Annotated in this window: 26 protein-coding genes; 1 reads left to right on the top strand and 25 read right to left on the bottom strand. The window is 51.2% G+C overall.

Annotated features, from left to right (window positions below):
* Positions 1-26 precede the first annotated feature (26 nt).
* The 25 genes from fliY to MKX63_RS31270 form a co-directional block, all read right to left on the bottom strand.
* The gene (fliY, locus tag MKX63_RS31150; RefSeq protein WP_341022680.1) at positions 27-1,361 is read right to left on the bottom strand and encodes a flagellar motor switch phosphatase FliY; all 1,335 of its coding nucleotides are present in this window, start codon (positions 1,359-1,361) and stop codon (positions 27-29) included.
* On the bottom strand, positions 1,351-2,349 hold the full coding sequence (fliM, locus tag MKX63_RS31155) for a flagellar motor switch protein FliM (protein ID WP_036692509.1): 999 nt from the start codon (positions 2,347-2,349) through the stop codon (positions 1,351-1,353). Before fliM ends, fliY begins: the two co-directional genes overlap by 11 nt.
* A 40-nt stretch (positions 2,350-2,389) precedes the next feature.
* Positions 2,390-2,857, bottom strand: a complete 468-nt coding sequence (locus tag MKX63_RS31160) for a flagellar basal body-associated FliL family protein (protein WP_341022681.1) — start codon at positions 2,855-2,857, stop codon at positions 2,390-2,392.
* Entirely contained in the window at positions 2,854-3,078 is a 225-nt protein-coding gene (locus MKX63_RS31165; RefSeq protein WP_036724671.1) for a flagellar FlbD family protein, read from the bottom strand. Before MKX63_RS31165 ends, MKX63_RS31160 begins: the two co-directional genes overlap by 4 nt.
* A gap of 73 nt (positions 3,079-3,151) precedes the next feature.
* Complete coding sequence (gene flgG, locus MKX63_RS31170) at positions 3,152-3,970, bottom strand: flagellar basal body rod protein FlgG (RefSeq protein ID WP_341022684.1); 819 nt, start codon at positions 3,968-3,970, stop codon at positions 3,152-3,154.
* Between the two features lie 122 nt (positions 3,971-4,092).
* Complete coding sequence (locus MKX63_RS31175; protein WP_341022685.1) at positions 4,093-4,476, bottom strand: TIGR02530 family flagellar biosynthesis protein; 384 nt, start codon at positions 4,474-4,476, stop codon at positions 4,093-4,095.
* Positions 4,473-5,024, bottom strand: a complete 552-nt coding sequence (gene flgD, locus MKX63_RS31180) for a flagellar hook assembly protein FlgD (protein ID WP_341022687.1) — start codon at positions 5,022-5,024, stop codon at positions 4,473-4,475. Before flgD ends, MKX63_RS31175 begins: the two co-directional genes overlap by 4 nt.
* Positions 5,025-5,051: 27 nt before the next feature.
* Positions 5,052-6,527 carry a flagellar hook-length control protein FliK gene (locus tag MKX63_RS31185; protein WP_341022689.1) on the bottom strand — a complete coding sequence of 492 codons (1,476 nt, stop codon included), beginning with the start codon at positions 6,525-6,527 and terminating at the stop codon, positions 5,052-5,054.
* A 22-nt stretch (positions 6,528-6,549) separates the two neighbouring features.
* Entirely contained in the window at positions 6,550-7,494 is a 945-nt protein-coding gene (locus MKX63_RS31190; protein ID WP_341022690.1) for a MotE family protein, read from the bottom strand.
* A gap of 18 nt (positions 7,495-7,512) precedes the next feature.
* Positions 7,513-7,956 carry a flagellar export protein FliJ gene (fliJ, locus tag MKX63_RS31195; RefSeq protein WP_340940068.1) on the bottom strand — a complete coding sequence of 148 codons (444 nt, stop codon included), beginning with the start codon at positions 7,954-7,956 and terminating at the stop codon, positions 7,513-7,515.
* Between the two features lie 6 nt (positions 7,957-7,962).
* Complete coding sequence (gene fliI, locus MKX63_RS31200) at positions 7,963-9,276, bottom strand: flagellar protein export ATPase FliI (protein WP_341023377.1); 1,314 nt, start codon at positions 9,274-9,276, stop codon at positions 7,963-7,965.
* Positions 9,269-10,132: a FliH/SctL family protein gene (locus MKX63_RS31205; protein ID WP_341022693.1), complete on the bottom strand. Its 864-nt coding sequence runs from the start codon at positions 10,130-10,132 to the stop codon at positions 9,269-9,271. Before MKX63_RS31205 ends, fliI begins: the two co-directional genes overlap by 8 nt.
* Positions 10,125-11,141: a flagellar motor switch protein FliG gene (fliG, locus tag MKX63_RS31210; protein WP_036692485.1), complete on the bottom strand. Its 1,017-nt coding sequence runs from the start codon at positions 11,139-11,141 to the stop codon at positions 10,125-10,127. Before fliG ends, MKX63_RS31205 begins: the two co-directional genes overlap by 8 nt.
* Before the next feature lie 4 nt (positions 11,142-11,145).
* Complete coding sequence (fliF, locus tag MKX63_RS31215) at positions 11,146-12,735, bottom strand: flagellar basal-body MS-ring/collar protein FliF (protein ID WP_341022695.1); 1,590 nt, start codon at positions 12,733-12,735, stop codon at positions 11,146-11,148.
* Positions 12,736-12,769: 34 nt separating this feature from the next.
* A complete protein-coding gene (gene fliE / locus MKX63_RS31220; protein WP_341022697.1) occupies positions 12,770-13,078 on the bottom strand; it encodes a flagellar hook-basal body complex protein FliE in 309 nt (102 codons plus the stop codon).
* Positions 13,079-13,107: 29 nt separating this feature from the next.
* On the bottom strand, positions 13,108-13,554 hold the full coding sequence (flgC, locus tag MKX63_RS31225; protein ID WP_341022698.1) for a flagellar basal body rod protein FlgC: 447 nt from the start codon (positions 13,552-13,554) through the stop codon (positions 13,108-13,110).
* A gap of 6 nt (positions 13,555-13,560) precedes the next feature.
* Positions 13,561-13,968, bottom strand: coding sequence for a flagellar basal body rod protein FlgB (flgB, locus tag MKX63_RS31230; RefSeq protein WP_341022699.1), 408 nt, complete (start codon positions 13,966-13,968; stop codon positions 13,561-13,563).
* A 376-nt stretch (positions 13,969-14,344) separates the two neighbouring features.
* On the bottom strand, positions 14,345-15,745 hold the full coding sequence (hslU, locus tag MKX63_RS31235; RefSeq protein WP_036724651.1) for an ATP-dependent protease ATPase subunit HslU: 1,401 nt from the start codon (positions 15,743-15,745) through the stop codon (positions 14,345-14,347).
* A 33-nt stretch (positions 15,746-15,778) separates the two neighbouring features.
* The gene (gene hslV / locus MKX63_RS31240) at positions 15,779-16,321 is read right to left on the bottom strand and encodes an ATP-dependent protease subunit HslV (RefSeq protein WP_341022701.1); all 543 of its coding nucleotides are present in this window, start codon (positions 16,319-16,321) and stop codon (positions 15,779-15,781) included.
* 40 nt (positions 16,322-16,361) lie between these two features.
* Positions 16,362-17,750 (bottom strand): FADH(2)-oxidizing methylenetetrahydrofolate--tRNA-(uracil(54)-C(5))-methyltransferase TrmFO, encoded by a 1,389-nt coding sequence (gene trmFO, locus MKX63_RS31245; RefSeq protein ID WP_341022703.1) that lies wholly within the window; start codon positions 17,748-17,750, stop codon positions 16,362-16,364.
* A 23-nt stretch (positions 17,751-17,773) separates the two neighbouring features.
* Entirely contained in the window at positions 17,774-19,870 is a 2,097-nt protein-coding gene (topA, locus tag MKX63_RS31250) for a type I DNA topoisomerase (RefSeq protein WP_341022705.1), read from the bottom strand.
* A gap of 98 nt (positions 19,871-19,968) precedes the next feature.
* Positions 19,969-21,087, bottom strand: a complete 1,119-nt coding sequence (gene dprA / locus MKX63_RS31255; RefSeq protein WP_341022707.1) for a DNA-processing protein DprA — start codon at positions 21,085-21,087, stop codon at positions 19,969-19,971.
* A gap of 205 nt (positions 21,088-21,292) precedes the next feature.
* Positions 21,293-22,222, bottom strand: coding sequence for a succinate--CoA ligase subunit alpha (gene sucD, locus MKX63_RS31260; protein WP_341022709.1), 930 nt, complete (start codon positions 22,220-22,222; stop codon positions 21,293-21,295).
* A gap of 66 nt (positions 22,223-22,288) precedes the next feature.
* On the bottom strand, positions 22,289-23,446 hold the full coding sequence (gene sucC, locus MKX63_RS31265; RefSeq protein ID WP_036724647.1) for an ADP-forming succinate--CoA ligase subunit beta: 1,158 nt from the start codon (positions 23,444-23,446) through the stop codon (positions 22,289-22,291).
* 414 nt (positions 23,447-23,860) lie between these two features.
* Positions 23,861-24,331 carry a MarR family winged helix-turn-helix transcriptional regulator gene (locus MKX63_RS31270; RefSeq protein WP_341022710.1) on the bottom strand — a complete coding sequence of 157 codons (471 nt, stop codon included), beginning with the start codon at positions 24,329-24,331 and terminating at the stop codon, positions 23,861-23,863.
* A gap of 147 nt (positions 24,332-24,478) precedes the next feature.
* Between MKX63_RS31270 and MKX63_RS31275 the strand changes: the two genes are divergently transcribed.
* Positions 24,479-24,907 carry an organic hydroperoxide resistance protein gene (locus MKX63_RS31275; protein WP_341022712.1) on the top strand — a complete coding sequence of 143 codons (429 nt, stop codon included), beginning with the start codon at positions 24,479-24,481 and terminating at the stop codon, positions 24,905-24,907.
* The last annotated feature ends 64 nt before the right edge of the window (positions 24,908-24,971 follow it).

Consider the following 24,971-nt stretch of genomic DNA (forward strand, 5'->3'; position numbering starts at 1 on the left):
TTTTACAAAATCCTCCCTAAGTATGCTTATTGTAATTTTTGTATACGGTCCCACTGGCTGACGATATCCGTAACGCGGACACCGAAGTTCTCGTCGATAACTACGACTTCCCCCTTGGCAATGAGCTTGTTGTTAACCAGAATGTCAACAGGCTCACCTGCCAGCTTGTCCAGTTCAATAATTGAACCTTGCGACATTTCCAGAATATCTTTGATCTGCTTCTGGGTCCTTCCTAATTCTACGGTTACCTTCAGTGGTATGTCCATCAATAAATTTAAATTATTTTCGTCAATATTGCCAAAAGCCCCTGCACTCAGATTTGCAAATTGTACAGGCTGCACATTTACATTACGGCCCTGTGCCGGATTCTGCGGCTGAGGCTGCGGATAGGGCGTGCCCTGCGGCGGCATTCCGTAAGGCGGCATGCCCTGCATGCCATACGCCGGCATCCCTGCGGGAGGATAATAATATCCCCCTTCCGGCATTCCCGGATAAGGCGGCATGCCCTGACCCTGCGGCGGATATTGCGGCGGGTACCCTCCCGCCTCCGGCGCAGGCATCTGCTGCTGGGCTGTAGGCGGTGCCTGCGGTGGTTCCGGTGCAGGCGCTGGTGCGGCTGCCTGAGGCGGAGGCGGCGTTGCTTCCGCAGAGGAGACGGCCGCTTCCTGGTCAGCCTGGCTGACATCGCCCAGCAGCATGGTCACCATATCCTTGGCGAATTGTACAGGCAGCAGTTGCATGATGGTGGAATCAATCAGATCGCCGATCTTGAGGCGGAAGGAAATCTGGATGAGAGTCTCATCATCCGGCAGGCTGCCTACACCTTCTCCGCTTGACATGTTAAGAATGTCAATGCCTGGTGGTGAAATGTTGACGAATCTGTTGAAGATCGTTGACATTGAGGTAGCGGACGAGCCCATCATCTGGTTCATCGCTTCCTGCACTGCACTGATATGAATCTCGTTCAGTTCCTCGTCTTTAGGATCTCCTTCGCCGCCGAGCATCAAATCGGCAATGACCTGTGCATCCCTGATCTTGATAACCAGAGAATTAATGCCCTGGAAACCGTCAACATACTGTACGTGAACAGCTACATGAGGTTTGGGAAAGGCTTCCTCGAACTCTCCGCGTGTAATAATGGATACCTTAGGGGTAGTAATGTCTACCTTCTTACCCAGCAGGGTAGAGAGTGCCGTTGCCGCACTTCCGAAGGTGATATTGCCGATCTCTCCCAGTGCATCCTGTTCAAAAGGTGTTAAGTAATCATCCACGGTCTTCGGTGAAGGAGCCAAATTGCCTTCCGCAGACTGTCTAAGAAGAGCATCTATCTCTTCCTGGGACAAATAATCTTTACTCGTCAAACTCTTCAACCCCTTCGCTGACAATCTCGTCTATTTGCACAGCCACACGTTCTTTGATCATCCCCGGACTTCCAATGAATTTCAGCTTGTCCCCCACCTTAATCGACAGACCGGAATCCACCGTCTTGTTAAGAGAAATCACGTCGCCGATGCTGAGCCCGAGAAATTCAGCAATGGATAAATTCGATTCGCCCAGCTCAGCCACGATTGGAAGCTGCGCCCGGTGAACTCTTGCCCGGATGGCTTCGAGCTCCACCTCATCCCGCACCTTTTTCTCGGAGACAAACCACTGGTGCACGGAGAGCCTTGACATAATCGGCTCCAGCACAACGTGCGGGATACAGAGGTTGATCATCCCCGTCGTGTCTCCTATTTTGGTACTGAGGGAGATCAGAGCAATCGTTTCATTGGGCGATACAATTTGCATAAACTGCGGATTCGTTTCCAGCGCCTCCATCCGGGGATGGATATCAAGCACTGTCTTCCAGGCTTCCTGCAGACTTTCAAAGCATCTGCTGAAAATCCTCTCCATAATGGTCGTTTCGATTTCAGTCAACGCATTGATTTTGGAAGGTGCCGTTCCGAAGCCGCCAAGCAGACGGTCCAGCATGGCAAAAGCAATATTCGGATGCACCTCCATCACCATTCGGCCCTCCAGCGGCTCGGCCTCAAAAATATTCAATATCGTCATTTTGGGAATGGAGCGGATAAACTCGTCATAAGGGAGCTGCTCTACTTGAACGACATTGATCTGCACGAAGGTGCGCAATTGGGCCGAAAAGTACGTTGTAAGATAGCGGGCAAAGTTATCATGAATCCGGGTTAAGCTGCGGATATGATCTTTGGAGAAGCGTACGGCCCGTTTGAAATCATAGGAGCGGATCTTTTTAGTGGTTTCTTCTTTTTTAAGTTCGTCGGCATCCATTTCACCGGATGAAAGTGCGGCAAGCAGAGCATCAATTTCGTTTTGTGATAGTACATCAACCAATTTCAATCACCCCCCCATCAAAGAATTGACCCGCCTGCAGCTACATTTGTGCCAGTATAAATTTGGTGAATTCAATCTGGGTGATAGAACCTTCAGTCAAATTCTTGTTGATGATGTTCACCAGCTTGCTGCTGAACTGATCTTTGCCGCTGGCCCCATTCAGCTCCTCGGGTTTGGCATCGGCAATCGCTTTGATAATCAGCGGTGTTATTTTAATAGATTTTATCTTTTCGAATTCTTCCTTGGACGACGCCGAGTCTAATTGCAGCGCGATGTCAACTGAAAGGATGTAATCGGGATCGGCAAGGTTGGTTTTGATATCTTTGATTTCGGCTGTCATCTCAACAATTTGATCAGCCGTCATCTTCTTCGTCTCCACATTCTGGACAGCCTTGTTCACTGCATTCCCGTCACCAGGGAAAAATTTGTCCATCAATAAGAATGCAGCGACTACGATAAGTGTAACGGCCAGCAATATCGTGATGAGCCATGGCAGCATCTTTTTCATGAAAGCTCCTCCATTGACTGGACTTTAATGGTGGCAGCGTGTGTGCCTATGTCCCTGTTATATTCCTTGATCTTGCTAATGACTTCATCGGCCTTTTCAAGCACGATCAGCCTTTTGCCGGTTACCAGCGTAATGTACGTGTCCGGTGATTCCTCAACCATTTCAACCAGCAGGGCATTCAGCCACATCCCCGCCCCGTTCAATCTTGTTACCGAAATCATGACAGGCCTCCTAACCTAAATAGGGGGAGGAGCTCCTCCCCCACGACTGCAAGTTACATATTAAAATTCAAGCTTAACGCTTCAGATTAACTACTTCCTGCAATACTTCATCGGAAGTAGTGATAATCCGCGAATTCGCCTGGAATCCACGCTGGGTAACAATCATTTCTGTAAACTCGCCTGTCAGATCCACATTGGACATCTCCAGCTGGCCGGCAACGATAGTACCTGTTCCCACTTCTGCATTATTGGCAGTTGTCGGCTCCAGCGCACCTTCAGCATTCGCATTTAAGGACATCCGGTACAGGTTGCCGCCTATTTTTTCAAGTCCCTGCGGATTGCTGACTTTACCAATGCCGATTTGAACACCAGCTGTTGTAGTACCGTCTGCCATAGTCTGCACAATCGTTCCGTCACTGGAGATAGAGAATGCCGTAACGTCATCAGCGAGCTGAATGACTTCACCTCCGGAGTCAACGACATGTAAGCCATCCGATGTAATCAGATTGCGGCTGGCATCCACATGGAAATCTCCAGCGCGGGTCAGGAACGGTACATCCTGGTCACCCGTGAGCTTTACCAGAAAGAACCCGTCTCCGTCGATCCGCAGATCTGTAGGATTATTGGTAGTCATCGCACTGCCAGCTGTATGCATGGTGTCGACAGAACCGATGGACACTCCAAGACCAATCTGCTTGGCATTGACGCCGCCTTGACCACCATCCACGGGTGCTGTAACGCCCGAGACGGTCTGGCTCATGATATCCTTGAACATCACGCGTCCTGACTTGAAGCCAATGGTGTTAACATTCGCAATATTGTTACCAATGACATCGAGCTTCGTTTGAAATCCGCGCATACCTGAAACCCCTGAGTACATAGATCTTAACATGATTAATCGTCCTCCCGGTTATAGAGTCTTCTGACTCTTAAGATTTAAAAGATGAAGCTGGAGCGGTGGCCGCGTCAGTCGGTCGGCAGCCACTTTCGGCTCTCCAGTAAGGACCAGCCGAGTTAAGATATAATTACTGCACTGTCAATCTGCGTGAATACATTATCTTTCATTGAATTACCGTCCATCGCTGTAACCACTGTCCGGTTCTTTACACTCACAATCAACGCCATGTCCTTCATAAGAATCAGAGATTCCTTGCTGCCCTTGGCGGCTGCTTTGTCTACTGCCGAAGAAATCTGATCCAACTGGCGGCTGCCAAGCTCGATTCCCCGCTGCTCCAGTCGTTTGGCTGCATGGTTGCTGAACTTCAGCATATTCTTCTGCAGCACGCTCTCGAACGATGCTTCTGGACTTGTGGAACCCTTAACAGATTGCTGACGCTGCAGAACGGAAGGATGGACAGCTGCCGGATATAACTGCCCGATAGTTATTCTGTCGCTCATGATGTTTCCCCGCTCTCCCCGCTTGCGGCAGTCTCACTGGCTGCGGGAGTCCCACTGGCTGCCGGTGTCTCGCTACCCGCAGGTGTCTCGCTACCCGCAGGTGTCTCGCTGCCCGCTGGAGGTGTAGTGCCGGCATTCTGAATTTGCGTAATATCCGTTAAAGCAATCCGCTCCTTGCCTACCACTGCGTATTGTACACCGCTGCTGACAACAATCGATTCAACATTGCCCGATTTCGGCAATTTTGTCTCGGCATCCGCCCAGGTGATATCCTTCCCAATCAATCCTGACACCGAGCCAAGAGACTGATTCAATGCTGTAAGCTGGGTGGAGATGTTCATAAGCTGCTCTACGGATGAGAACTGCGCCATCTGAGCGATGAATTCCTTATCCTCCATCGGCTGCGTCGGGTCCTGGTTCTGCAACTGTGTAATCAGTATTTTCAAGAACTGATCCTTGCCCAGTGTAGAGGTGCCTGTATTCTTAGGTGTTTTATCATTCGCTACATAATTCCATTGGTTGCTGTTAGACACGGGAGTCGTTGCCATATCATTTCACCTCACTTGTTATTATCATTAAATCTTGGTCGAGAATCCGCCGCTCTGGTTGCTGTCCTGCTGAGCTGCTGACACCCAGTCCTTCCATTCTCCATTAAGTTCTGCGGCAAGCACGGCATCTGCCGATTCTTCCTGGCGTTCCCGTGAACGTCTGCCTTGCTGCTGTCCGCCCGCGCCTGCCTGCTGGCCCTGTCCTCCGGTCCACTGCGACTGAGGGGAGTTGTTGTTCTGCGTCACTTCGAGGCGCTCTACCTGAAGTCCCTGGGACTGCAATGCCATACGAAGCTGGCTCATCTGCTGCTCAAGCATATCCTTGGTTCCGGCATGCTGGGTCATGAACTGTGCCACCAGATTTCCGTTTTGCATGGTAATCTTCACATCCACTTGTCCAAGATTCTCCGGGAATAAGGTAATCGTAGCTTCAGCCACTCCGCCCTTCTTGACGATCTCAAGCTTACCGCTGATGAAGGTGTTCATCTCCTGGGCGAATTGCTGGACTGGCACCGGTGCGGCTTCCGCCTTCAGCGGGGCAGTAATTCCGTGCCGCAGAGATAATTGGCCGGCCGTTACAACCTCAGGCTCCTTAGTCGTCCCATCGCCAGCGAGCAAAGGATCTTCGGCAGGCACTGTCCCCTTCAATGCGGCAGGCACTACCGTGGCACTAGGAGTTGAACCCTCAGGTACAGTTACAGCTTCGGAATTGCCAGCTGCAGCCGCTGCATCCAGCATAGAACGAGTGCTCGCTGAAGCTCCCAATAGCCTACGGACATCCGCTGCCAAATCTGCTTTGCTATACATTTCCGCCTTGGGCTCGCTTCCCGTTGCCTGCTTAAGCAGCACCGCTGGAGCATCAACAACTGCTGGAGCCTTGTTAGCCATGGACTTGTGATTAACAGGCGCACTCTCCGCCATAATAGCCGAGAATTGATTCAGAAGCGCCGCTCCTTTGGCAGCAGTCTCCTGATCGCCGCTGACAGCTGCCGTCTGAACCCGTTGAACCAGGCTGTTCAGTTCATCCTGAACGGCAAAGCGCAAGGTTTCTGGGTTCTGAGCAAGCGGTGACAAGCCGGCTGAAGCTTTAGAAGCAGTCGATCCAGCATCCTGCGAATCTGTAGAGGGATTACCGGACACAAGAGCAGATACTTGAAGCAGCCAGCCTTGAAGCGCTGCAATTAGCGCCGGATCAGCTTCCAGACTGGTGTCCAGCTTCTTTATATCCTGCACCAGACCTTCCAGCAGATTCGTTTGCTTGACATCTGTACTGCCTGCCTCTTCTCCCTTAGCCTGAACAGCACTCAGAAGTCCTTGTAATAATGAAGCCAAATTACTGGCTACAGGAGTCTCAGTGCCTTTGACAGCTGTAACTCCTACCATGCTCTGTACAAGCGTCTGGGCAAATGGCGTAGCCGGATTAACCGTCCCGGTATTTCCCTGCGTGGTTCCGCCTGAAGCTGCCAGATTGCCTGCGGTTAAGGTTTGTAGAATAATACTCATCTTTTTCACCTCCCTTCAAAGTTTATTTTCCGCCCATCAGACGGTTGACGATTTTGGCTGTCTGCTTGCTGTCTTTCTTGGTCATCTCCCCCAGAATGGAGGAACGGACCGAGTCACTGACCGTATTCAGGACCGTAATGACTTTATCCGGACTAAGGCTGTACATGGAACCGAGCAGTACTGCTGCATCCGCAGCGGGCATGCTGGTGAACGTCTGGCCTAGCTTCTCCTGATCCAGATTAGCTGAAGGCTTGGGTGTAGCCGTACCCGCCTCCTGCTTTAGCCGGGATTGCAGGGCTGCAATAGCCATATCGGTTGAATTTGTGGTTTCTTTTAGCTTTATGGAGACATCTGCCGCTTTCTTGGCATCCATTTTTTCCAGGATGGCCGATTTGCTGGCATTATTCATCACACTGAAGATTTGTACCATCTCTTCGGTAGTCAAATTCTCCATAATCGGTGCCGCTTTGGAGGCCTTCATCCCGGCATACAGCTTGGCCAGATCCGTCACTTTCTTCAGATAAGGATCTTCCTCATCTTCGGGGGCTGCGACTGTTTCAGCAGCAGTCTTTAACTCATCAACCTGCTTTTGAAGCGCTTCGGCCTTGGTGACCTCCGCTGCCTTGTCTTCCTCCGCCTTCTTCAGCTTCTCCTCCCCGGCAGCAAGCTGAGCTTTGAGTTCTTTAATCGTGCTGGCAGAGCTGGCAGCCTGTTCTTTGCTCTCTGCCGGTTTCTCTGCGGCATCACCCGGCGCTGCCGGGTCCGCAGGCGGATCAGGCACCCATTTTTCTACAATAGGAATTTTGTTAGCAATCGCCAGCACGTTATTGCGGATATCCATATTAAATAGGGTCAACAATACCCCAAGCAGTACAAGCGTGAAAATGATTGGAATCATCAAGAACAAAAAACGCTCAAATTTGCCTGCCGACCCTTCATCTTCAAATTCCATCTGATTATTTGCCACTGGCGGAAACCTCCCGGGTTAGAGGGATTTCATCGCGAAGCGGACGGTAGCCATCTCATCCAGTTCGTTTTGTTCCCGTAAACTCATATTCTGCAGAAATGCGGTTTGTGCTTTGTCTTTGGCTTTGAGCCATACCTTCTCATCCAGAACCTTCGTACTCAGGTGGTCCTGCTTATTCTGAACCTCAACATGTGCCCGGCTAATGTCAGAATGCTTGCGGGCAATACATTTATCAAGATAATCCACGTAATCCTGCATTTCGCGAAGCTTAGCCATCGGTGTCTTCTGCTGTGCTGCACTTTGCAGGGACAACATCAGCGTGCTGCGCTGGCCGATTAATTCATCAAGGCTTTTTTCCTGTGCCTGCAGTTCTCCGAGCGCGCTTGAGAGCATCCACTCTGCCTGTGTTTTTTCGTTACCCTTCAAGTCCACCACTTTTTGAAAAGTATAATGGAATCTCATGATCAATCAACTCCTCGAGAACTGTGAAATTAAAGTCTGCTGCACTTCGCTAAGGGTTACCTTCTCGTTCACCTTCTGCTTGGTGAACTCCCAGATGCTGTCGATGTAATGCATCGACTCATCGATTTGCGCATTCGAGCCCCTCTGGTAAGCCCCGATGTTAATGAGATCCTCGGAATCCTTATATACCGCCATCAGGCGCTTCACATTCTCGGCTGCAGCAATCTGCTCCTCCGGGGCGATATCCTTCATCACCCGGCTGATGCTGGCGAGGACGTCAATCGCCGGAAAATGTCCTTTGTTGGCTATATTCCGGTTCAGAACAATATGCCCGTCCAGAATACCGCGAACAGCGTCTGCTATCGGCTCGTTCATATCGTCACCGTCAACCAGCACCGTGTAGAACGCGGTGATAGAGCCTGTAGGACCGGTTCCAGCCCGTTCCAGCAGCTTAGGCAAACTGGCGAATACAGAAGGTGTATACCCTCTCATCGCCGGAGGCTCACCGACTGCCAGCCCTACCTCACGCTGCGCCATCGCATAACGTGTTACCGAGTCCATCATTAGCATGACATTCAACCCACGGTCGCGGAAATACTCGGCAATTGTAGTGGCGATCAGCGCCCCCTTGATCCGAATCAGCGCAGGCTGATCGGAAGTGGCCACAATGACCACCGAACGCTGTAGACCCTCGGGTCCCAGATCGCGCTCAATGAAATCAAGCACCTCTCTGCCCCGTTCACCGATCAGCGCAATTACATTGACATCTGCCGACGTGTTGCGGGCAATCATGCCCATCAGAGTACTCTTCCCCACACCCGAGCCGGCAAAAATCCCTACCCGCTGCCCCTTGCCGATCGTCAACAGTCCATCGATAGCCCGGACTCCAATGCTGATCGGTTCGGCGACCCGCGGACGGTTAAGCGGATTGGATGGAATATTGAACGTGGAGCTATGCGGCATTCTGGCCGGTATCAGCGAACCGTCCAGCGGCTGTCCCAGACCGTCAAGAACCTTCCCGAGCAGCTCCGAGCCGACTTGAACGCTCAGCGGTTTGCCGGTGCCCACTACATCACAGCCAGGCCCGATAGCCTGCAGTTCTCCAAGCGGCATTAACAGTACCTTGTTATCACGGAACCCTACAACCTCTGCCTGAAGCGGCTTACTGCCTTTGGCAGGATAGATATAACACACATCACCGATGCTGGCGTCAGGCCCTTCCGACTCCACCATCAGCCCGATAACCTGTGTAACCTTCCCGTTAATCCTTACCGGATCGAAGTTACGCAGCTGATCTTTGTATCTTCTGCTGTCAAGCATCGTCGTCCCCATTTCTGTGTTCATCCGAGTCCAGAGCGATTCTTAGCAGTTCTTTTTTGATCTCAGCAAGCTGGGTATCGACACGTGCATCGATGCTGCCGAAGGAAGACCGGATCACACACCCCAGATCTCTGACCGTTGAATCCGGGAGAATCTGCAGCTCAGCCTGTGAGTCCACTGCAAGCGAGAGCTCTTCCCGGGCCGCATTGACAAAAGCAAACTGTGCAGGAGAGACACAGAGTGAAATCAGCCCCTGCTCGCGTTTGCGGGCCAGATTCTTACGGATCAGATCCATGGCAAATTGCGGTTCTACGGTGAGCTGCTTGTCCACGATTTTCTCAGCAATATCGCAGCTCAGCTCTACAAGAAACGGTTCCGCCTCCTGAATAATTACATCTCTAGCCCGGTACGCTTCCTGAAGCACGGTCCGCGCTTCTTCCATCATCTCGGCAAGGCGCCGGGACATCTCCTGCTCTGCTTGAGCGAGACCTTCCTGATACCCCTGCTGATAGCCCTCGGATTTGACGGCTTCAATCAGCAGCTCATCCTGTTCCCTGCGCTCACGCCACCATTCTTCAGCTTCAGTCCGCGCTGATTCCACAATATTCTCCGCTTCCTCGGAGGCGCTGCGGACTTGACTCTCCGCGAACTCCTGAGCATCCTTCAGCATTTGCTTGCGTGACTGCTCCGCTGCCTCCCTGGCGGGGTCCTGGTAGTGGACTTCACCCTGAGGCTCTTCAGGAGCCGGCTCTTCAGGAGCCGGCTCTTCAGTCAGGCCTGCATGATGCCTGGCCTGTTCAAGACGCTTCAGCACATCTACCGGAATATATTGAGAATGTTTGATCAGCTTAGACAATAATGTCATCTCCTCCGCCACGGGCGATGATAATTTCACCAGACTCTTCGAGTCTGCGGATCGTGCCTACGATGCGGGTCTGTGCTTCTTCCACATCACGCAGCCGCACGGGTCCCATGTACTCCATTTCCTCGCGGAAGGTCTCGGCCATACGCTTGGACATATTGCGGAAGATAACATCCCGCACTTCCTCGCTGGCCACCTTGAGCGCAAGCTGCAAGTCGGCGTTGTCGATATCCTTGATAATCCGCTGAATCGAGCGGTTGTCGACATTGACGATATCCTCGAAGACGAACATCCGCTTCTTGATTTCCTCGGCCAGCTCCGGGTCCTGAATTTCCAGGGAATCGAGAATAGTACGCTCTGTACCGCGGTCTACGCCGTTCAGAATCTGTACAATCGATTCGATACCGCCTGCATTCGTATAATCCTGGGTGACTGTAGCAGACAGCTTCTGTTCCAGTACACGTTCTATCTGGGTGACCACCTCTGGAGAGGTGCTGTCCATAATCGCTATTCTTCTGGCTACCTCCGCCTGCTTCTCCTGAGGCAGGGAAGACAGAATGGAGGCCGCCTGTTCAAATTGCAGATACGAGAGTACAAGGGCAATTGTCTGTACATTCTCGTTCTGAATGAAGTTGAGAATCTGGTTCGGATCTGCCTTACGGGCAAAATCGAAAGGTCTTACCTGCAGCGTTGCTGTCAGGCGGTTGATGACTTCGAGCGCCTTGGCCGAACCGAGAGCTTTCTCGAGGATCTCCTTGGCGTAATTGATACCGCCCTGCGAGATATATTCCTGAGCGAGACAGATCTGATGGAATTCGGACATGATCGACTCTTTTTCCCCGCTGTCCACTTTGCGTACATTCGCAATTTCCAGCGTCAGCTGTTCGATTTCCTCATCCCGCAGATGCTTGAATATTTGTGCCGATACTTCAGGCCCTAGTGTGATAAGCAGGATCGCCGCCTTTTGACGGCCGCTGAGTCCCTGCTGGCTAGCTTTTGCCATTTCTTCACCTCTGTTCTTCAGCAAGCCAGGTGCGGAGCAGATTTACGAATTCATCCGGCTTCTTCTTCGCCAGACTTTCCAGCTGCTTGCGGACCTGACTCTCATTCGTCACGCTATCCATATTAATTGAAGGGAACTCGGTAGGAACCTGCAGCGGAATATCTTCTTCCACCTCTTCCTCCTGCTTGTTCTTCCGGCTGCGGTAGATCAGATAACCTCCGCCTGCACCGACCAGCAGAGCAGCAGCACCAATCGCCCAGATCATCCAGGTTGCCAGTCCGCCGGTTGTATTCTCGGCAGTGGCACCTCCAAATTGTTGCGAGAATACCGAAACTTTTTTGGTCAGGTCGGCGTCTGTATAAGTAATACCTGAATCTGCCAGGGACGCACGGACAATGTTGACCAAGATGTTCTGTATGGCTCCTGAAGTAGCCTCGTCCAAAGTTGTTTGTCCTGCAGGTGGTTCAACCGCGACATTTATGGTTAAATCTTTTACAGTATATGGACTTGCGATGATATCCTTAGTGATTCTAGTAACTTCATAGTTCCTTGTCTCCGATGATTCCTCAGAAGAAGAAGCACCTGTGTCAGCCCCCGCAGGATAACCTGCAACATCTTCAGATCCTGTACCTGCGACTCCTCCGGAAGTGTTCCCTTGGCCCGAGAATGTTTTGCTGATAATCTGCGAGCTGATCTCAATCCCCTTCATATTCTCAGCATCCACCGGTACTACGACATCTTCCTTCCTGTTCTCCTTATCGAAATTAAGCTTGGAGAACACCAGGACATCGACCTTATCGGGACCTGTGAGGGTACTCAGGAATTGCTTCACATCCCGCTTCACATCATCTTCGAATTTCTTCTTGAGTGCGAAGTTCTCTTCAACCTGGCTTGCAATCCCCGCCTGGCCGCCCCTGGCCGTCGGTTTTAGCTCCACCTCGTTACTGGTAATTGTAATGTTCTCGATAGGAAGATTAGGCACAGCGGTCTTCACCAGATTGAAGTAAGCATCAATATTCTCCTGGGAGGGTCTGAATCCCGGATCAAAGCTCATCCCCACGGAAGCCTGTGCTTTCTCCTGATCCTCCTGTGCGGCAAATACTGTCTCCTTCGGCAGGGTAATAAGCACCTTGGCGTCTTTTATCCCCTGCATCCTTCTCAGCAGCTGTTCCACTTCACCATTAAGCGCATTGTTGTATTTAACATTAAATTCACTGTCTGTAGTCCCGATCATGGACGAGGATTCATTGAACACCTTGTATCCGATCGAGCCCTGCTGAACGATTCCCTGAGAACCAACAGCTATCTTGATACGTGCAGCATCTGTGCTGGGAACGGAGATACTTTTGCCATCCGGGCTTAAACGGTAAGACACCCCCGATGAATCCAAATAACTCATAACTCCCGCTGAATCGGTACTGTCCAGGTCCTGAAAAGCTACCTCGTATTCCACCTTCGATAACTGCATAGTTGTAACTACGATTACTATAATGATAATAAACAGAGTGGAGAAAAATAGTATCTTCTGTTTACCGCTGAATCTGTTCCAATACTGGGTTATCTTCTCCCGGTACTGGGCCAATCTTTCATTCACAGTGTCACCCCATCCGAAACGTAGCTAGGATTATTTAGATTTGAGTTCTCATAATTTCCTGATAGGCTTCAATCACTTTGTTCCGGACTTGTGTAGTCAACTGCAAACTCAGCAATGCCTGTTGGGACGAAATCATAGCCTCATCAATGTTGACCTCTCCCAGTACAAATTTGTTACTCATGTCTTTCGCCTGCTGTTCCTGATCTGCCACCTGGTTAAGCGCATTCTCCAGGTATGAACCGAAGCTCTGTCCCGGCTCCTGCACGGCCGATGATTCTGCAGCTGCAGACTTCATAGCGAGCGGCTGAACCGCCTGGTTCCCGATCAATAAATTCTGTATCAATTCTTCTCCTCCTAGACAGTCAATTCATTCTACCGGCCGATTTCAAGCGCCTTGGTCACCATGGATTTGGATGCGTTCAGCATCGTAACATTCGCTTCGTAAGAACGCGAGGCAGACAGCATATCCACCATTTCCTTGGTCACATCCACATTAGGCATGTATACATAACCTTCAGCGTCCGCATCAGGGTGGCTCGGATTATATACCGGCTTGAGCGGAGAAGAATCCTCGATAATCGATTTCACCTTGACGCCATCATTCCCCCCGCTCATCTTGGAGCCGAGTATATTTGCGAAGCTGTCAGCCTGGGTAGTTTCCAGAACTGTGAGCTTACGGCGGTATGGTACGGCTTTGCCGTCCACCACGGAGGCTCTTGTGGTCTCGGCGTTTGCTATGTTGGAGGAGATCACATCCATCCGTAGACGCTGGGCGGTTAAAGCCGAGGCGCTAATACCAAAGCTGCTGCCAAAGTTCATTATTCATTACCCTCCCTGTACAACTGTACGCATCATTGTGATCTGACTGTTCAGCTGTTCTACATAAGAGTTGTATCTCAGCTGGTTCTCGGCGCTCAGCGCCTGTTCACGTTCCATATCCACATTATTGCCGTTGTTATTCATAGATGTAGTCTCATCGGTACTGACCACAGCAGCCGGCATGCCGGTCACTGTCCCGAAGCGGAAATGGCGGGAGTCTGATACCTTCGCACCCAGAGTGGCTTTAAGTCCGCTCTCCTGATCTCTCAGGAAGCTCTCAAAGCTAACATCTGAACGTTTAAAATTTGGTGTATCATTATTTGCTACATTATTAGCCAGAACACTTTGTCGTTTGGTGGCGGCATCTAGGCCTCCTTGTAATCTTTGAAAACTGACACTGTTCAGCAAACCCATAGTAATCCCCCTTCCAAACCTATCATAATGAAAAGAATTCCACAACTTTGTTCAAATCCCTGCTTTTTTTCGACAAATAAAGTCATTTTTTTCACAACATATTCGCCTTAAAGTCGAACCATGTCGATGAATGATTCTTATGTCAATCTCACATACATTGATTCTCTTAGAATTTGTATATTATTACAATAAGAAATAAGCCCTATCTTTTCAGAAAAGAGAGGGCTTAAAGCATGTTTTTACAATTATTTTCCTTTTTTATTACATTTTCTGCTTTATTATAGATTTTTTTAACTTTTAATGCATGAATTTAGAATCAAATTTATATAGCCTTAATTCTAATTACCTATATTGAAGATTTTGTGGCTCTGTGAGCTTAAAGGATATATTGGCTTAAGTCGCGGTCCTGCGCGATTCCTGCCAGTTTTTCGCGAACATACTCCGGCGTGATGACCATGGTGTCCAGTGTCAGCTCAGGTGCCTCGAACGATAGATCCTCCAACAGCTTTTCCAGGATCGTATGAAGACGCCGCGCCCCGATGTTCTCCATATTCTGATTCACGGAAGCTGCAATCTTGGCAATTTCCTGAATAGCTTCCTTCTGGAACTGGATTTCAATGTTCTCTGTCTGCAGTAAATGGACATACTGTTTCGTAAGTGCGTTCTCAGGCTCCGTAAGAATAGATACAAAGTCCTCAAGTGTAAGACTGCTCAGCTCCACACGGATCGGGAAACGTCCCTGAAGCTCAGGGATCAGATCGGAAGGCTTAGCGATATGAAAAGCACCTGCAGCGATGAACAGCACGTAGTCTGTCTTCACAGGCCCGTATTTGGTCATGACAGTCGATCCCTCGACGATGGGCAGAATATCACGCTGCACGCCTTCGCGGGATACATCGGGACCTGAGCCCTTGCCTTGGCTGGCTACCTTATCGATCTCATCGATGAAAATAATCCCGGATTGCTCTGCGCGGGCTACTGATTCCTGAATCATATCGTCTGTGTCTATCAGCTTGGCCGCTTCATCCTGGATCAGCACCTTGCGGGCCTCACGGATCGGCAGCTTGCGCTTCTTCGTGCGTTTCGGCAGCAGGTTACCGAACATCTCCTGCATATTCATGCCCATCTGGTCGTTACCCTGGCCCGCGAACATATCCATCATGGATGGCGTCGTGTCCTCGACATCAATCTCAATGACGTCATCCTCTAACTGGCCGGCAAGCAGCTTGAACTTAATCCCTCTTCGGCGTTCGCTCAGGCTTCCGTCCTCCGGCTCTTCCTTGGATTCTTCGGCCCCGCCGTTGTTTCCGCCAAAAATCATCTCAAACGGATTGCGCTGCGATTTGCCCTTCGAGGAGGATGGAACCAGAATCGCCACAATCCGGTCATTCGCCAGCTCTTCTGCGCGGTCCTTCACCTTTTCGGTCCGCTCCAGCTTCACCATACGGATAGAGGTCTCCACCAGATCACGGACCATAGACTCCACATCGCGCCCCACGTAGCCGACTTCCGTAAATTTGGTGGCTTCTACTTTGATGAACGGGGCATTAACAAGCTTAGCCAGACGCCGGGCAATCTCTGTTTTACCTACACCGGTAGGTCCAATCATCAGAATATTCTTCGGCACGACCTCATCCCGCAGCTCCTCGGACAACAAACTGCGCCGGTACCGGTTGCGGAGGGCAACGGCCACTGATTTCTTGGCCTGCTTTTGACCTACGATATATTTGTCAAGCTCTGTTACGATCTGGCGTGGCGTAAGCGATTGATTCACCATTGTGACTTCCTCCCTTTATATATGGCACCTTGCCTATAGCTCTTCGACAATAATATTGGAATTGGTATATACACAGATCTCGGAGGCAATTTGCAGCGCTTCTCTGGCAATGTCACCGGCCCCCAGTTGCGGAGCATGGCGCTTAAGTGCCCGCCCGGAAGCCAGGGCAAAGTTCCCGCCGGAGCCGATCGCCAGCACATCATCATCCGGCTCGATAATTTCACCGTTGCCGGAGATCAGCAGCATGCCTTCCTTATTCATTACGATCATGAGCGCCTCCAGCTTGCGCAGAATGCGGTCCTGACGCCAGTCCTTGGCCAGCTCCACCGCCGCCCGCTGCAGATTGCCGTGATGCTCCTCAAGCTTGCCCTCGAACTTCTCGAACAGCGTAATTGCATCAGCCACAGAGCCCGCGAACCCGGCAATGACCTGACCTCTGTATAGGCGGCGGACCTTCTTGGCCGTCGTCTTCATAATGACACTCTCTCCGAATGTAACCTGGCCGTCCCCGGCAATCGCCGCATGGCCGTTATGTCTTACCGCACAAATCGTAGTTGCATGAAAGCTGGGTAACATGATGGGCACCCTCCTCAGATTAGGTGATACAGGTCTGGACCTATTGAGCCGGTTGTGCCGGACTATCCGCTTCTGCCGGATCAGCATCCACCGGCTCCGGCTCTGTATACGTCAATTCATGGGCAGCAGCATAAGCAGCAAGACTGTCAAGTGCCCGGTATGCCAGACGTTCGTTTTTCTCTTTTTTGCTGCGGAACCGGGTCTCAAGCTTCGGGAGCAGGCCGAAGTTGGCATTCATCGGCTGGAAGTGCTGCGGATCGGCCGAAGTGATATAGGCGGGCATGCTGCCCAGCACCGTATCCTCGGGGAAGATCAGGCTCTCTTCGCCAAGCGCAGCTCTCGCTGCATTCATACCGGCGATCATACCGGAAGCCGCAGATTCAACATACCCTTCCACCCCGGTCATCTGGCCGGCAAAATACAGTCGCTCCCGGCCCTTCATCTGGTAAGTGGGCTGCAGCAGCTTGGGAGAATTAATGAATGTATTGCGGTGCATGACCCCATAACGCACATATTCAGCTTGTTCCAGACCCGGAATAAGTGAGAATACCCGTTTTTGCTCGCCCCACTTCAGATGCGTCTGGAAGCCGACCAGATTATACAGCGTACCGGCAGCATTGTCCTGGCGCAGTTGCACAACCGCGTAAGGCAGCTTGCCCGTGTGAGGATTGAGCAGTCCAACAGGCTTCATAGGGCCGAACAGTGCCGTCTGCTTGCCGCGTCTCATCATAATTTCAATCGGCATACAGCCTTCAAAGTAAATCTCTTTCTCAAAATCTTTGAGTGCAGCCGTCTCGGCAGAGATCAGCGCATCATAAAAAACATCGAATTCCTCTTCTGTCATCGGACAGTTCAGATAGGCGGCTTCACCTTTATCATAGCGGGAGGCCAAATAGACCTTGCTCATATCGATGCTGTCTTTCTCTACAATCGGAGCTGCTGCATCATAGAAATAAAAGTATTCCTCGCCAAGCAGTCCCTTAATCTCCGAAGACAGGGAGGGTGAGGTCAGCGGCCCGGTGGCAATAACAACAATCCCTTCCTCCGGTATATGCGTAAGTTCTTCATTTATGACTTCCACCAGAGGGTGGTTATGCAGCATGGACGTAATTTCACCGGAGAATCCGTCCCGGTCAACAGCAAGAGCTCCTCCTGCCGGAACGGCATGTCGGTCGGCTGCACCCAGTACCAGGGAGCCCAGGCGCCGCATTTCTTCTTTAAGTACACCCACTGCATTCCCGAGGCCATTCGCCCGCAGTGAGTTGCTGCAGACCAGCTCAGCGAACTGATCTGTATGATGCGCCGGTGTCTTCACGACCGGACGCATCTCATACAATCTGACTGGAACTCCGCGCGAAGCGATCTGCCAGGCGGCTTCACTTCCGGCCAGACCTGCTCCGATAACGGTTACTTGTGCTTTTTCTGTCAATTTCCGTTCCTCCTGTAACCCTATTATTCTGCTAACTCATCGTTCTCGATTACAGCTTCTGTATGATCGCATGAAGTACACTGCAGCTTGGTTCCCTGCTTGTTGCGTTTCTCTATCATCCAGGAGCCGCAAGCCGGACACGGCTTCACTGACGGCTTATCCCAGGAGACAAAGTCACAGCCCGGATATTGGTCGCAGCCGTAGAAGACACGCCCCTTCTTGCTGCGCCGCTCCACTACCTTGCCTTCATGACATTTTGGACAGCTTACACCGATATCCTTAATGATTGGCTTGGTGTTGCGGCATTCCGGAAATCCGGAGCAGGCCAGGAATTTGCCGAACCGGCCCAGCTTATAGACCATCGGCTTGCCGCATTTCTCACACAGCTCATCAGAGACCTCATCTTCAATCTCGATTTCCTTCATTTCTTCTTCCGCATAAAGGAGTCTTTTCTCAAAGGATTCATAGAACTCGGCCAGTACCTTCACCCAATCCTCCGCACCTTCCTCCACATGGTCAAGGTCCCCTTCCATATGGGCGGTGAATTCCACATTGAGAATTTCCGGGAAGAACTCTTCCATTTGCTCTATGATCAGCTCTCCAAGCTCGGTCGGCATGAACTTCTTCTCTTCAATCGCCACATACCCGCGCTTCTGGATTGTCTCCAGAGTCGGCGCATACGTACTTGGACGGCCTATGCCCAGTTCCTCAAGCGTCTTGACGAGACGGGCTTCTGTATATCTTGGCGGCGGCTGTGTGAAATGCTGCTTCGGCTCAATCTCGCGCTTCACCAGCTCATCGCCTGCCTTCAGCTGCGGCAGGAACTTCTCTTCGTCTGTTGTGCCGTCGTCATTGCCTTCCACATACACCTTCATGAAGCCCGGGAACGAGACCTTGGACCCTACCGCTCTGAATATCGCTGTTCCGGCTGTAATATCTACCGACAACGTATCCAGCAGCGCGGAAGACATCTGACTGGACACAAAACGCTCCCAGACCAGCTTATACAGCCGGAATTGATCACGGCTCATGTATTCCTTGACCATGTCCGGCTCACGTAGCGCAGAGGTCGGACGGATCGCTTCATGCGCATCCTGTGCGCCCGCAGCCTTCTTGGAATATTGGCGCGGCGTCTCGGGAATGAACTTCTCACCGTATTTGGCTTGGATCAGCTCCTTGGCTTCATCCTGGGCCGTAGTGGATATACGCGTGGAATCCGTACGCATGTAAGTGATTAACCCCACAGTGCCTTCCTTGCCCAGCTCGACTCCCTCATAGAGCTGCTGTGCGACAGACATCGTCTTGGACGCGCGGAAGCCCAGCTTGCGGGCAGCCTCCTGCTGCAGTGAGCTTGTCGTGAACGGAGCGGATGGATGACGCTGTCTCTCCTTCTCTTTCACTTCTTTGACCTGGAAGGCAGCGTTCTTAATCGCTTCCAGCACTTCCTGCACATCGCTCTCCTGGCCCAGCTCCTTCTTCTCGCCGTTCAGCCGGTGAAATTTGGCTTCGAATTCAGAATCCCGAATCGCTAGCCGGGCAGTAATGCTCCAGTATTCTGTAGGAATGAATTCGGAAATTTCATTCTCCCGGTCCATTACAATTTTGACCGCTACCGATTGTACACGTCCGGCGGAGAGGCCTTTTTTGACTTTCTTCCATAATAGAGGACTAATCTTGTAACCGACAAGCCGGTCCAGAATCCGCCGCGCCTGCTGGGCATTCACCAGATCCATATTAATCTTGCGCGGCGTCTTGAAGGCATCCTTCACCGCCTGCTTGGTAATTTCATTGAAGACCACCCGGCATTCCTGAGTGTTGTCCAAATTCAGTGCATTTGCCAAATGCCAGGCAATGGCTTCCCCTTCACGGTCCGGGTCAGCTGCGAGATAGACTTTCTTGACTTTTTTGCTGGCATCCTTAAGTTCCTTCAAGATAGAACCCTTGCCACGGATCGTTATATATTTGGGATTGAACTGATTCTCCACATCCACACCGATCTGGCTTTTTGGCAAATCTATGATATGCCCCATGGATGCCTTAACAATATATTTGCTGCCCAGATATTTACCAATCGTTTTCGCTTTTGATGGTGACTCTACAATAACCAACGCATCTGCCATAGGTTTTCCTCCCAAAAGTTCGTAAGCAGGCTACCTCCTGAACCCGTCCTCGGACCGGCCCGACCAGGAAGTGCATGCTTACCACAGTTACTTCTATATTAAATTACCTTATAAATTGCACCCGGTAATTGTGTTACCGCTTTTTTTATGATTAAAGATAACAGAACTGAATGCAAATGTCCAAAATCCCACCTCGTTGACGCCAGCAGCTCATCGAGTGTAAACGGCCCTTGATGCAGTATATGGTAAAGGTGCAGCTCCTCACTTGTCAATTTCTTTTCCATCAGATCGGCCGGACTCTCCTGCTCTAATGCTCCTGCTGAGGCTATTCCAGTCCCCTTAGAAGGCAGGTAGGATACGTATTCTTCCACAATATCTGAGGCGCAGGTTACCAGCTTCGCACCTTGCTTAATCAGCTCGAGTGCCCCTCTGCTCTTGGGAGAGGTCAGCGGCCCTGGCACGGCAAACACATCCCGGCTTGCTTCAAGTGCAGCATCGGCGGTGATCAGGGACCCGCTGCGGCTGTCTGCTTCTACCACCAGTGTTCCCAGTGACAGGCCGGCGATAATCCGGTTGCGCTGCGGGAATAATCCGGGATGGCTCGGAGTTCCGATAGGATATTCGCTAAGAACCAGTCCTTCGCGCGAAATCTGCCGCTCCAGCTCACGGTTCTCTGGAGGATAGACCTTATTTAGGCCGGTTGCCACCACAGCGATGGTCCCTCCTGCTCCGCCTAGCGCTGCTTCATGACAGACACTGTCTATCCCCCTCGCCAAGCCGCTTACTACCGTAAGACCGGCTGCACTTAGCTGTCCCGCCAGCATCTCCCCCACCTTGCGCCCATAAGCGGTAGGCACCCGTGTCCCAACCATAGCAACAGAGGGACGGGAAGCAAGCTCCAGACGGCCACGATAGTACAATACCCAGGGCGGCTGAGGGGTCTCCCGCAGCTGTGCAGGATAGTGTTCGTCCAGCAAGGTGACCATCGCTACACCGCTTTCTTTCATTAAAGAGCAGCGCTTCAGCACCCATGCTTCATTAAAGTCTGCTGCCAGCCGGGCGGCTATCACACTGCTGATTCCAGCCCGCTCCCATTCCTCAGCAGAACAGGAGAAGACAGCATTCGTCAAAAGACCCGCCCGGCGGATCTTGTCGATACTTTTCCATCCAATCCCCTCCATCTCATGCAGACCGAACAACAGCTCGCGAATTTCCATATGTATTCTCTCCCCGTGCGGAAGGGCCAGCCTTCCTTATTGTCTTAAACCAAACCTGGCTTAAACCAAAAAAAGCAACCTTTCATCCGCGTCATCCGGGACAAAAGGTTGCTTACCTTCAATATTTATTATACCTGCTTCAGCAGGAAAAGCTGTGACAAAATAACCCCACAACATTTCGAATTACAACTAGCGCAGAAACGCTCTAGTGTGTGGTGAAGGCATTCAGGATGCCGCGTTCCTCAAGCACACTGACAAGGGTAGAGCCCATTTCAGCAGGCGTTGGGGCTACCTTAATCCCGCAGGACTCCAGCACAGCGATCTTCTCGCTCGCCGTCCCTTTACCGCCTGAAATGATTGCCCCGGCATGGCCCATCCGTTTGCCCGGAGGTGCCGTAACCCCGCCGATGAAGCCCACCACAGGCTTGGTCATGTTCTCTTTGATCCACAGCGCAGCTTCTTCCTCTGCCGTCCCGCCGATCTCACCGATCATAATGACAGCCTTGGTGCCCGGATCTTCATTGAACAGCTTCAGGATGTCGATGAACTCCGAGCCCTTCACCGGGTCGCCTCCGATGCCCACCGCTGAGGATTGGCCGATTCCGCGCTCCGTCAGCTGATGTACAGCCTCATAGGTCAAGGTTCCGCTTCGGGAGACTACACCGACATACCCCGGCTTATGAATATAACCCGGCATAATGCCGATTTTGCATTCTCCAGGCGTGATGACACCCGGACAGTTGGGACCGATCAGCACCGTGGAGCGGCCCTCCATGTATCTGGACACTTTGACCATATCAAGCACCGGAATGCCTTCTGTGATACAAATGACCAGGTCCATCTCCGCGTCCACCGCTTCCATAATCGAATCTGCGGCAAAAGCTGGCGGTACGTAAATGACACTTGCAGTTGCACCAGTGGCTGCTTTGGCGGCAACAACCGTATCAAAGACAGGCAGACTCTTTTCCGTGCCGTTCTCCAGGGTAATCTGAACCGTAGTGCCCCCCTTGCCCGGCGTTACACCCCCAACCATCTGAGTACCGTAGTCCAGCGCGCCTTTTGTATGAAATAAACCTGTAGCGCCGGTAATTCCCTGGGTGATGACTTTCGTATTTTTATCTACAAGAATGCTCATGCGATAGGTCACATCCTCACTTATATTGTCGAATACGAGACTGGCTCCCCACAAAGGCAGCTATGATTACACAAGAGCAACGATTTTGCGGGCACCGTCCGCCATGGAATCTGCAGCGACGATATTCAGTCCGGAGCCGGCGAGAATCTCCTTACCCAGTGCCACATTCGTGCCCTCAAGACGTACGACCAGCGGCTTGGTTAAGCCAAGCTGTCTTGCCGCTTCGACTACACCGGTGGCGATGACATCACAACGCATAATGCCGCCAAAAATATTAACAAAGATACCGTTCACCTTGTCATCGGACAGGATGATTTTGAAGGCTTCTGTTACCTTCTCAGTCGTCGCACCGCCCCCTACATCGAGGAAGTTGGCCGGTTCGCCGCCATAATATTTAATGATATCCATAGTTGCCATCGCCAGGCCCGCACCGTTCACCATACAGCCGATGTTGCCGTCCAGTGCGATGTAGCTGAGGTCGAATTTGGACGCTTCGATTTCTTTGGCATCCTCTTCGTCCAGATCACGCAGCTCCAGGATATCCTTGTGGCGGAACAGACTGTTGGAATCGAAGTTAAGCTTGGCATCAAGCGCCATGACATTACCGTCAGCAGTAACGACCAGCGGGTTGATCTCCGCAATCGAGCAATCTTTATCCACAAAAGCCAGATATAGCGCTTGCATAAACTTGACCGCTTTGTTCACCAATTCGGGAGGAATAGCGATACTGTAAGCCAGCTTACGCGCCTGGAAGGTCTGAAGCCCCACCGCCGGATCAACGATTTCCTTGAAAATCTTCTCGGGATGTGTCGCCGCCACCTCTTCAATCTCCGTACCGCCCTCTTCGGATGCCATCATAACGACACGTCCGGAAGCACGGTCCACAACCAGACCGATATAATATTCTTTGACAATCTGACAGCCCTCTTCAATCAGCAGCCGCTTCACTACCTTGCCTTCGGGTCCCGTCTGATGGGTCACCAGTGTCTTGCCGAGGATCTCGGACGCATACGCGCGTACCTCATCACTGTTCTTCGCCACCTTGACGCCGCCGGCTTTACCGCGTCCGCCAGCATGAATCTGCGCTTTGACTACAACCACAGGTGTACCCAGCGCTGCGGCAGCTTCCACTGCTTCGTCCACTGTATAAGCAACTTTTCCGTTCGGTACGGCTACGCCATACTTCTTAAGTACTTCTTTTCCCTGATACTCGTGGATATTCATTCCGGAAGCCTCCTAAAGTGTTGCGGTGACCGTGTAGCAGGCAGCCTGCGGTCATTCCGCATTCCGTTTTGATTGTCCAAAGCCGGGCCAGACCGGTTGTTAACCGGCAATATCCCGGTACAAGCAGAGCGCTGGCACCAGAAGCATATGCTGCAAAAGGTACAGTTCTCTGCCAGTAGCATATAGTTCCTATCACAAGGTGATATCTATAATTACCTATATGCCAGAATGTGAAACCCAGAATATTGTAACATGTTTTAAAAACGCTTTCCTTAAAAACTTTCACTATTTATACATACATTTTCGCTTGGTTTCATGCCGGAATGCGAACGATTGCATTGACATCCATGCTTAAACGGCTTAACCGCCCTTATTCAGGACGGCGAAACCTATATTTCTTATATGGGAGCGAGACTACGATTTCGAATTGCTAATATTTGCTTCATGCACCCGGTTCAGGAGATTTTTGAACTGTCCCAGCAAATCTATGAACTCTACCGGGGAGAGCATCGTGCCTTCTACCATTTTGCCGGGAATGCCCATTGCATCCTGCTGCAGCGCCAAGCCTTGGGGCGTTAATGAAATAAGCACCTTCCGCTCATCCTGCAAAGAACGTTCACGCAAAATTAGTCCTGCAGCCTGCAGACGCTTGAGCAGCGGAGTCAGCGTGCCTGAATCGAGGAACAGAGCTTCACCCAGCTCCTTGACTGTACATTGCTGTCTCTCCCACAGGACCAGCATAACCAGATACTGCGAATACGTTAATCCGATCTTATCCAGATGAGGCTGGTATAGCTTAGTAAATTCACGCGAACAGGCATAAATCGTAAAGCAGAGCTGGTTCTCCAGCATAAGCTCAGGGGTTGTAGTGGGTTCTTTTTGCATTTCTTCTTCACCTGCCTTTGTGACATTAGTTTATCACAATTCATACATAATATCATGTTAATAGCGGAAAATAGATTGACTTTTATTTTAATTGTGTTAAATTATGTTGTGTACAATACATTATGAAAACGAACGGGAGCGATATATATGATGACCATCCAACAGAAAATGTACGAAACAACAGTAAAAGCCGTAGGCGGCAGACAGGGTTCTATCGAATCCGACAGCCCTAAGCTGAACCTTACGATCAGCACACCACGAGAAATGGGCGGCGCCGGCGGTGAAGGCACGAATCCTGAGCAGCTGTTCGCAGCCGGATATTCCGCTTGCTTCGACAGCGCGCTGAACATGGTGGCACGTATGGGCAAGGTAAAGATCGAAGGCTCTGAAGTAACCGCTACTGTCAGCTTCGGTAAAGTGGAAGACGGCGGCTTCGGCATTGCTGTGAAGATGGATGTTCTGGTCAAGGGTGTTGACCGTGAAACCGCCAAACAGCTGGTAGAAGCGGCTCATGGCGCATGTCCTTACTCCCGCGCGACCCGCGGCAATATCGAAGTTGAACTGAACGTGCTGTAAGTATAACTTCAATATGTTAAAACGGTTCTATCACCCCTAACACATGCCGATACCGTTTCAGCAT

The sequence above is a fragment of the Paenibacillus sp. FSL R7-0179 genome, assembly GCF_038002265.1.
Lineage (GTDB): Bacteria > Bacillota > Bacilli > Paenibacillales > Paenibacillaceae > Paenibacillus_AQ.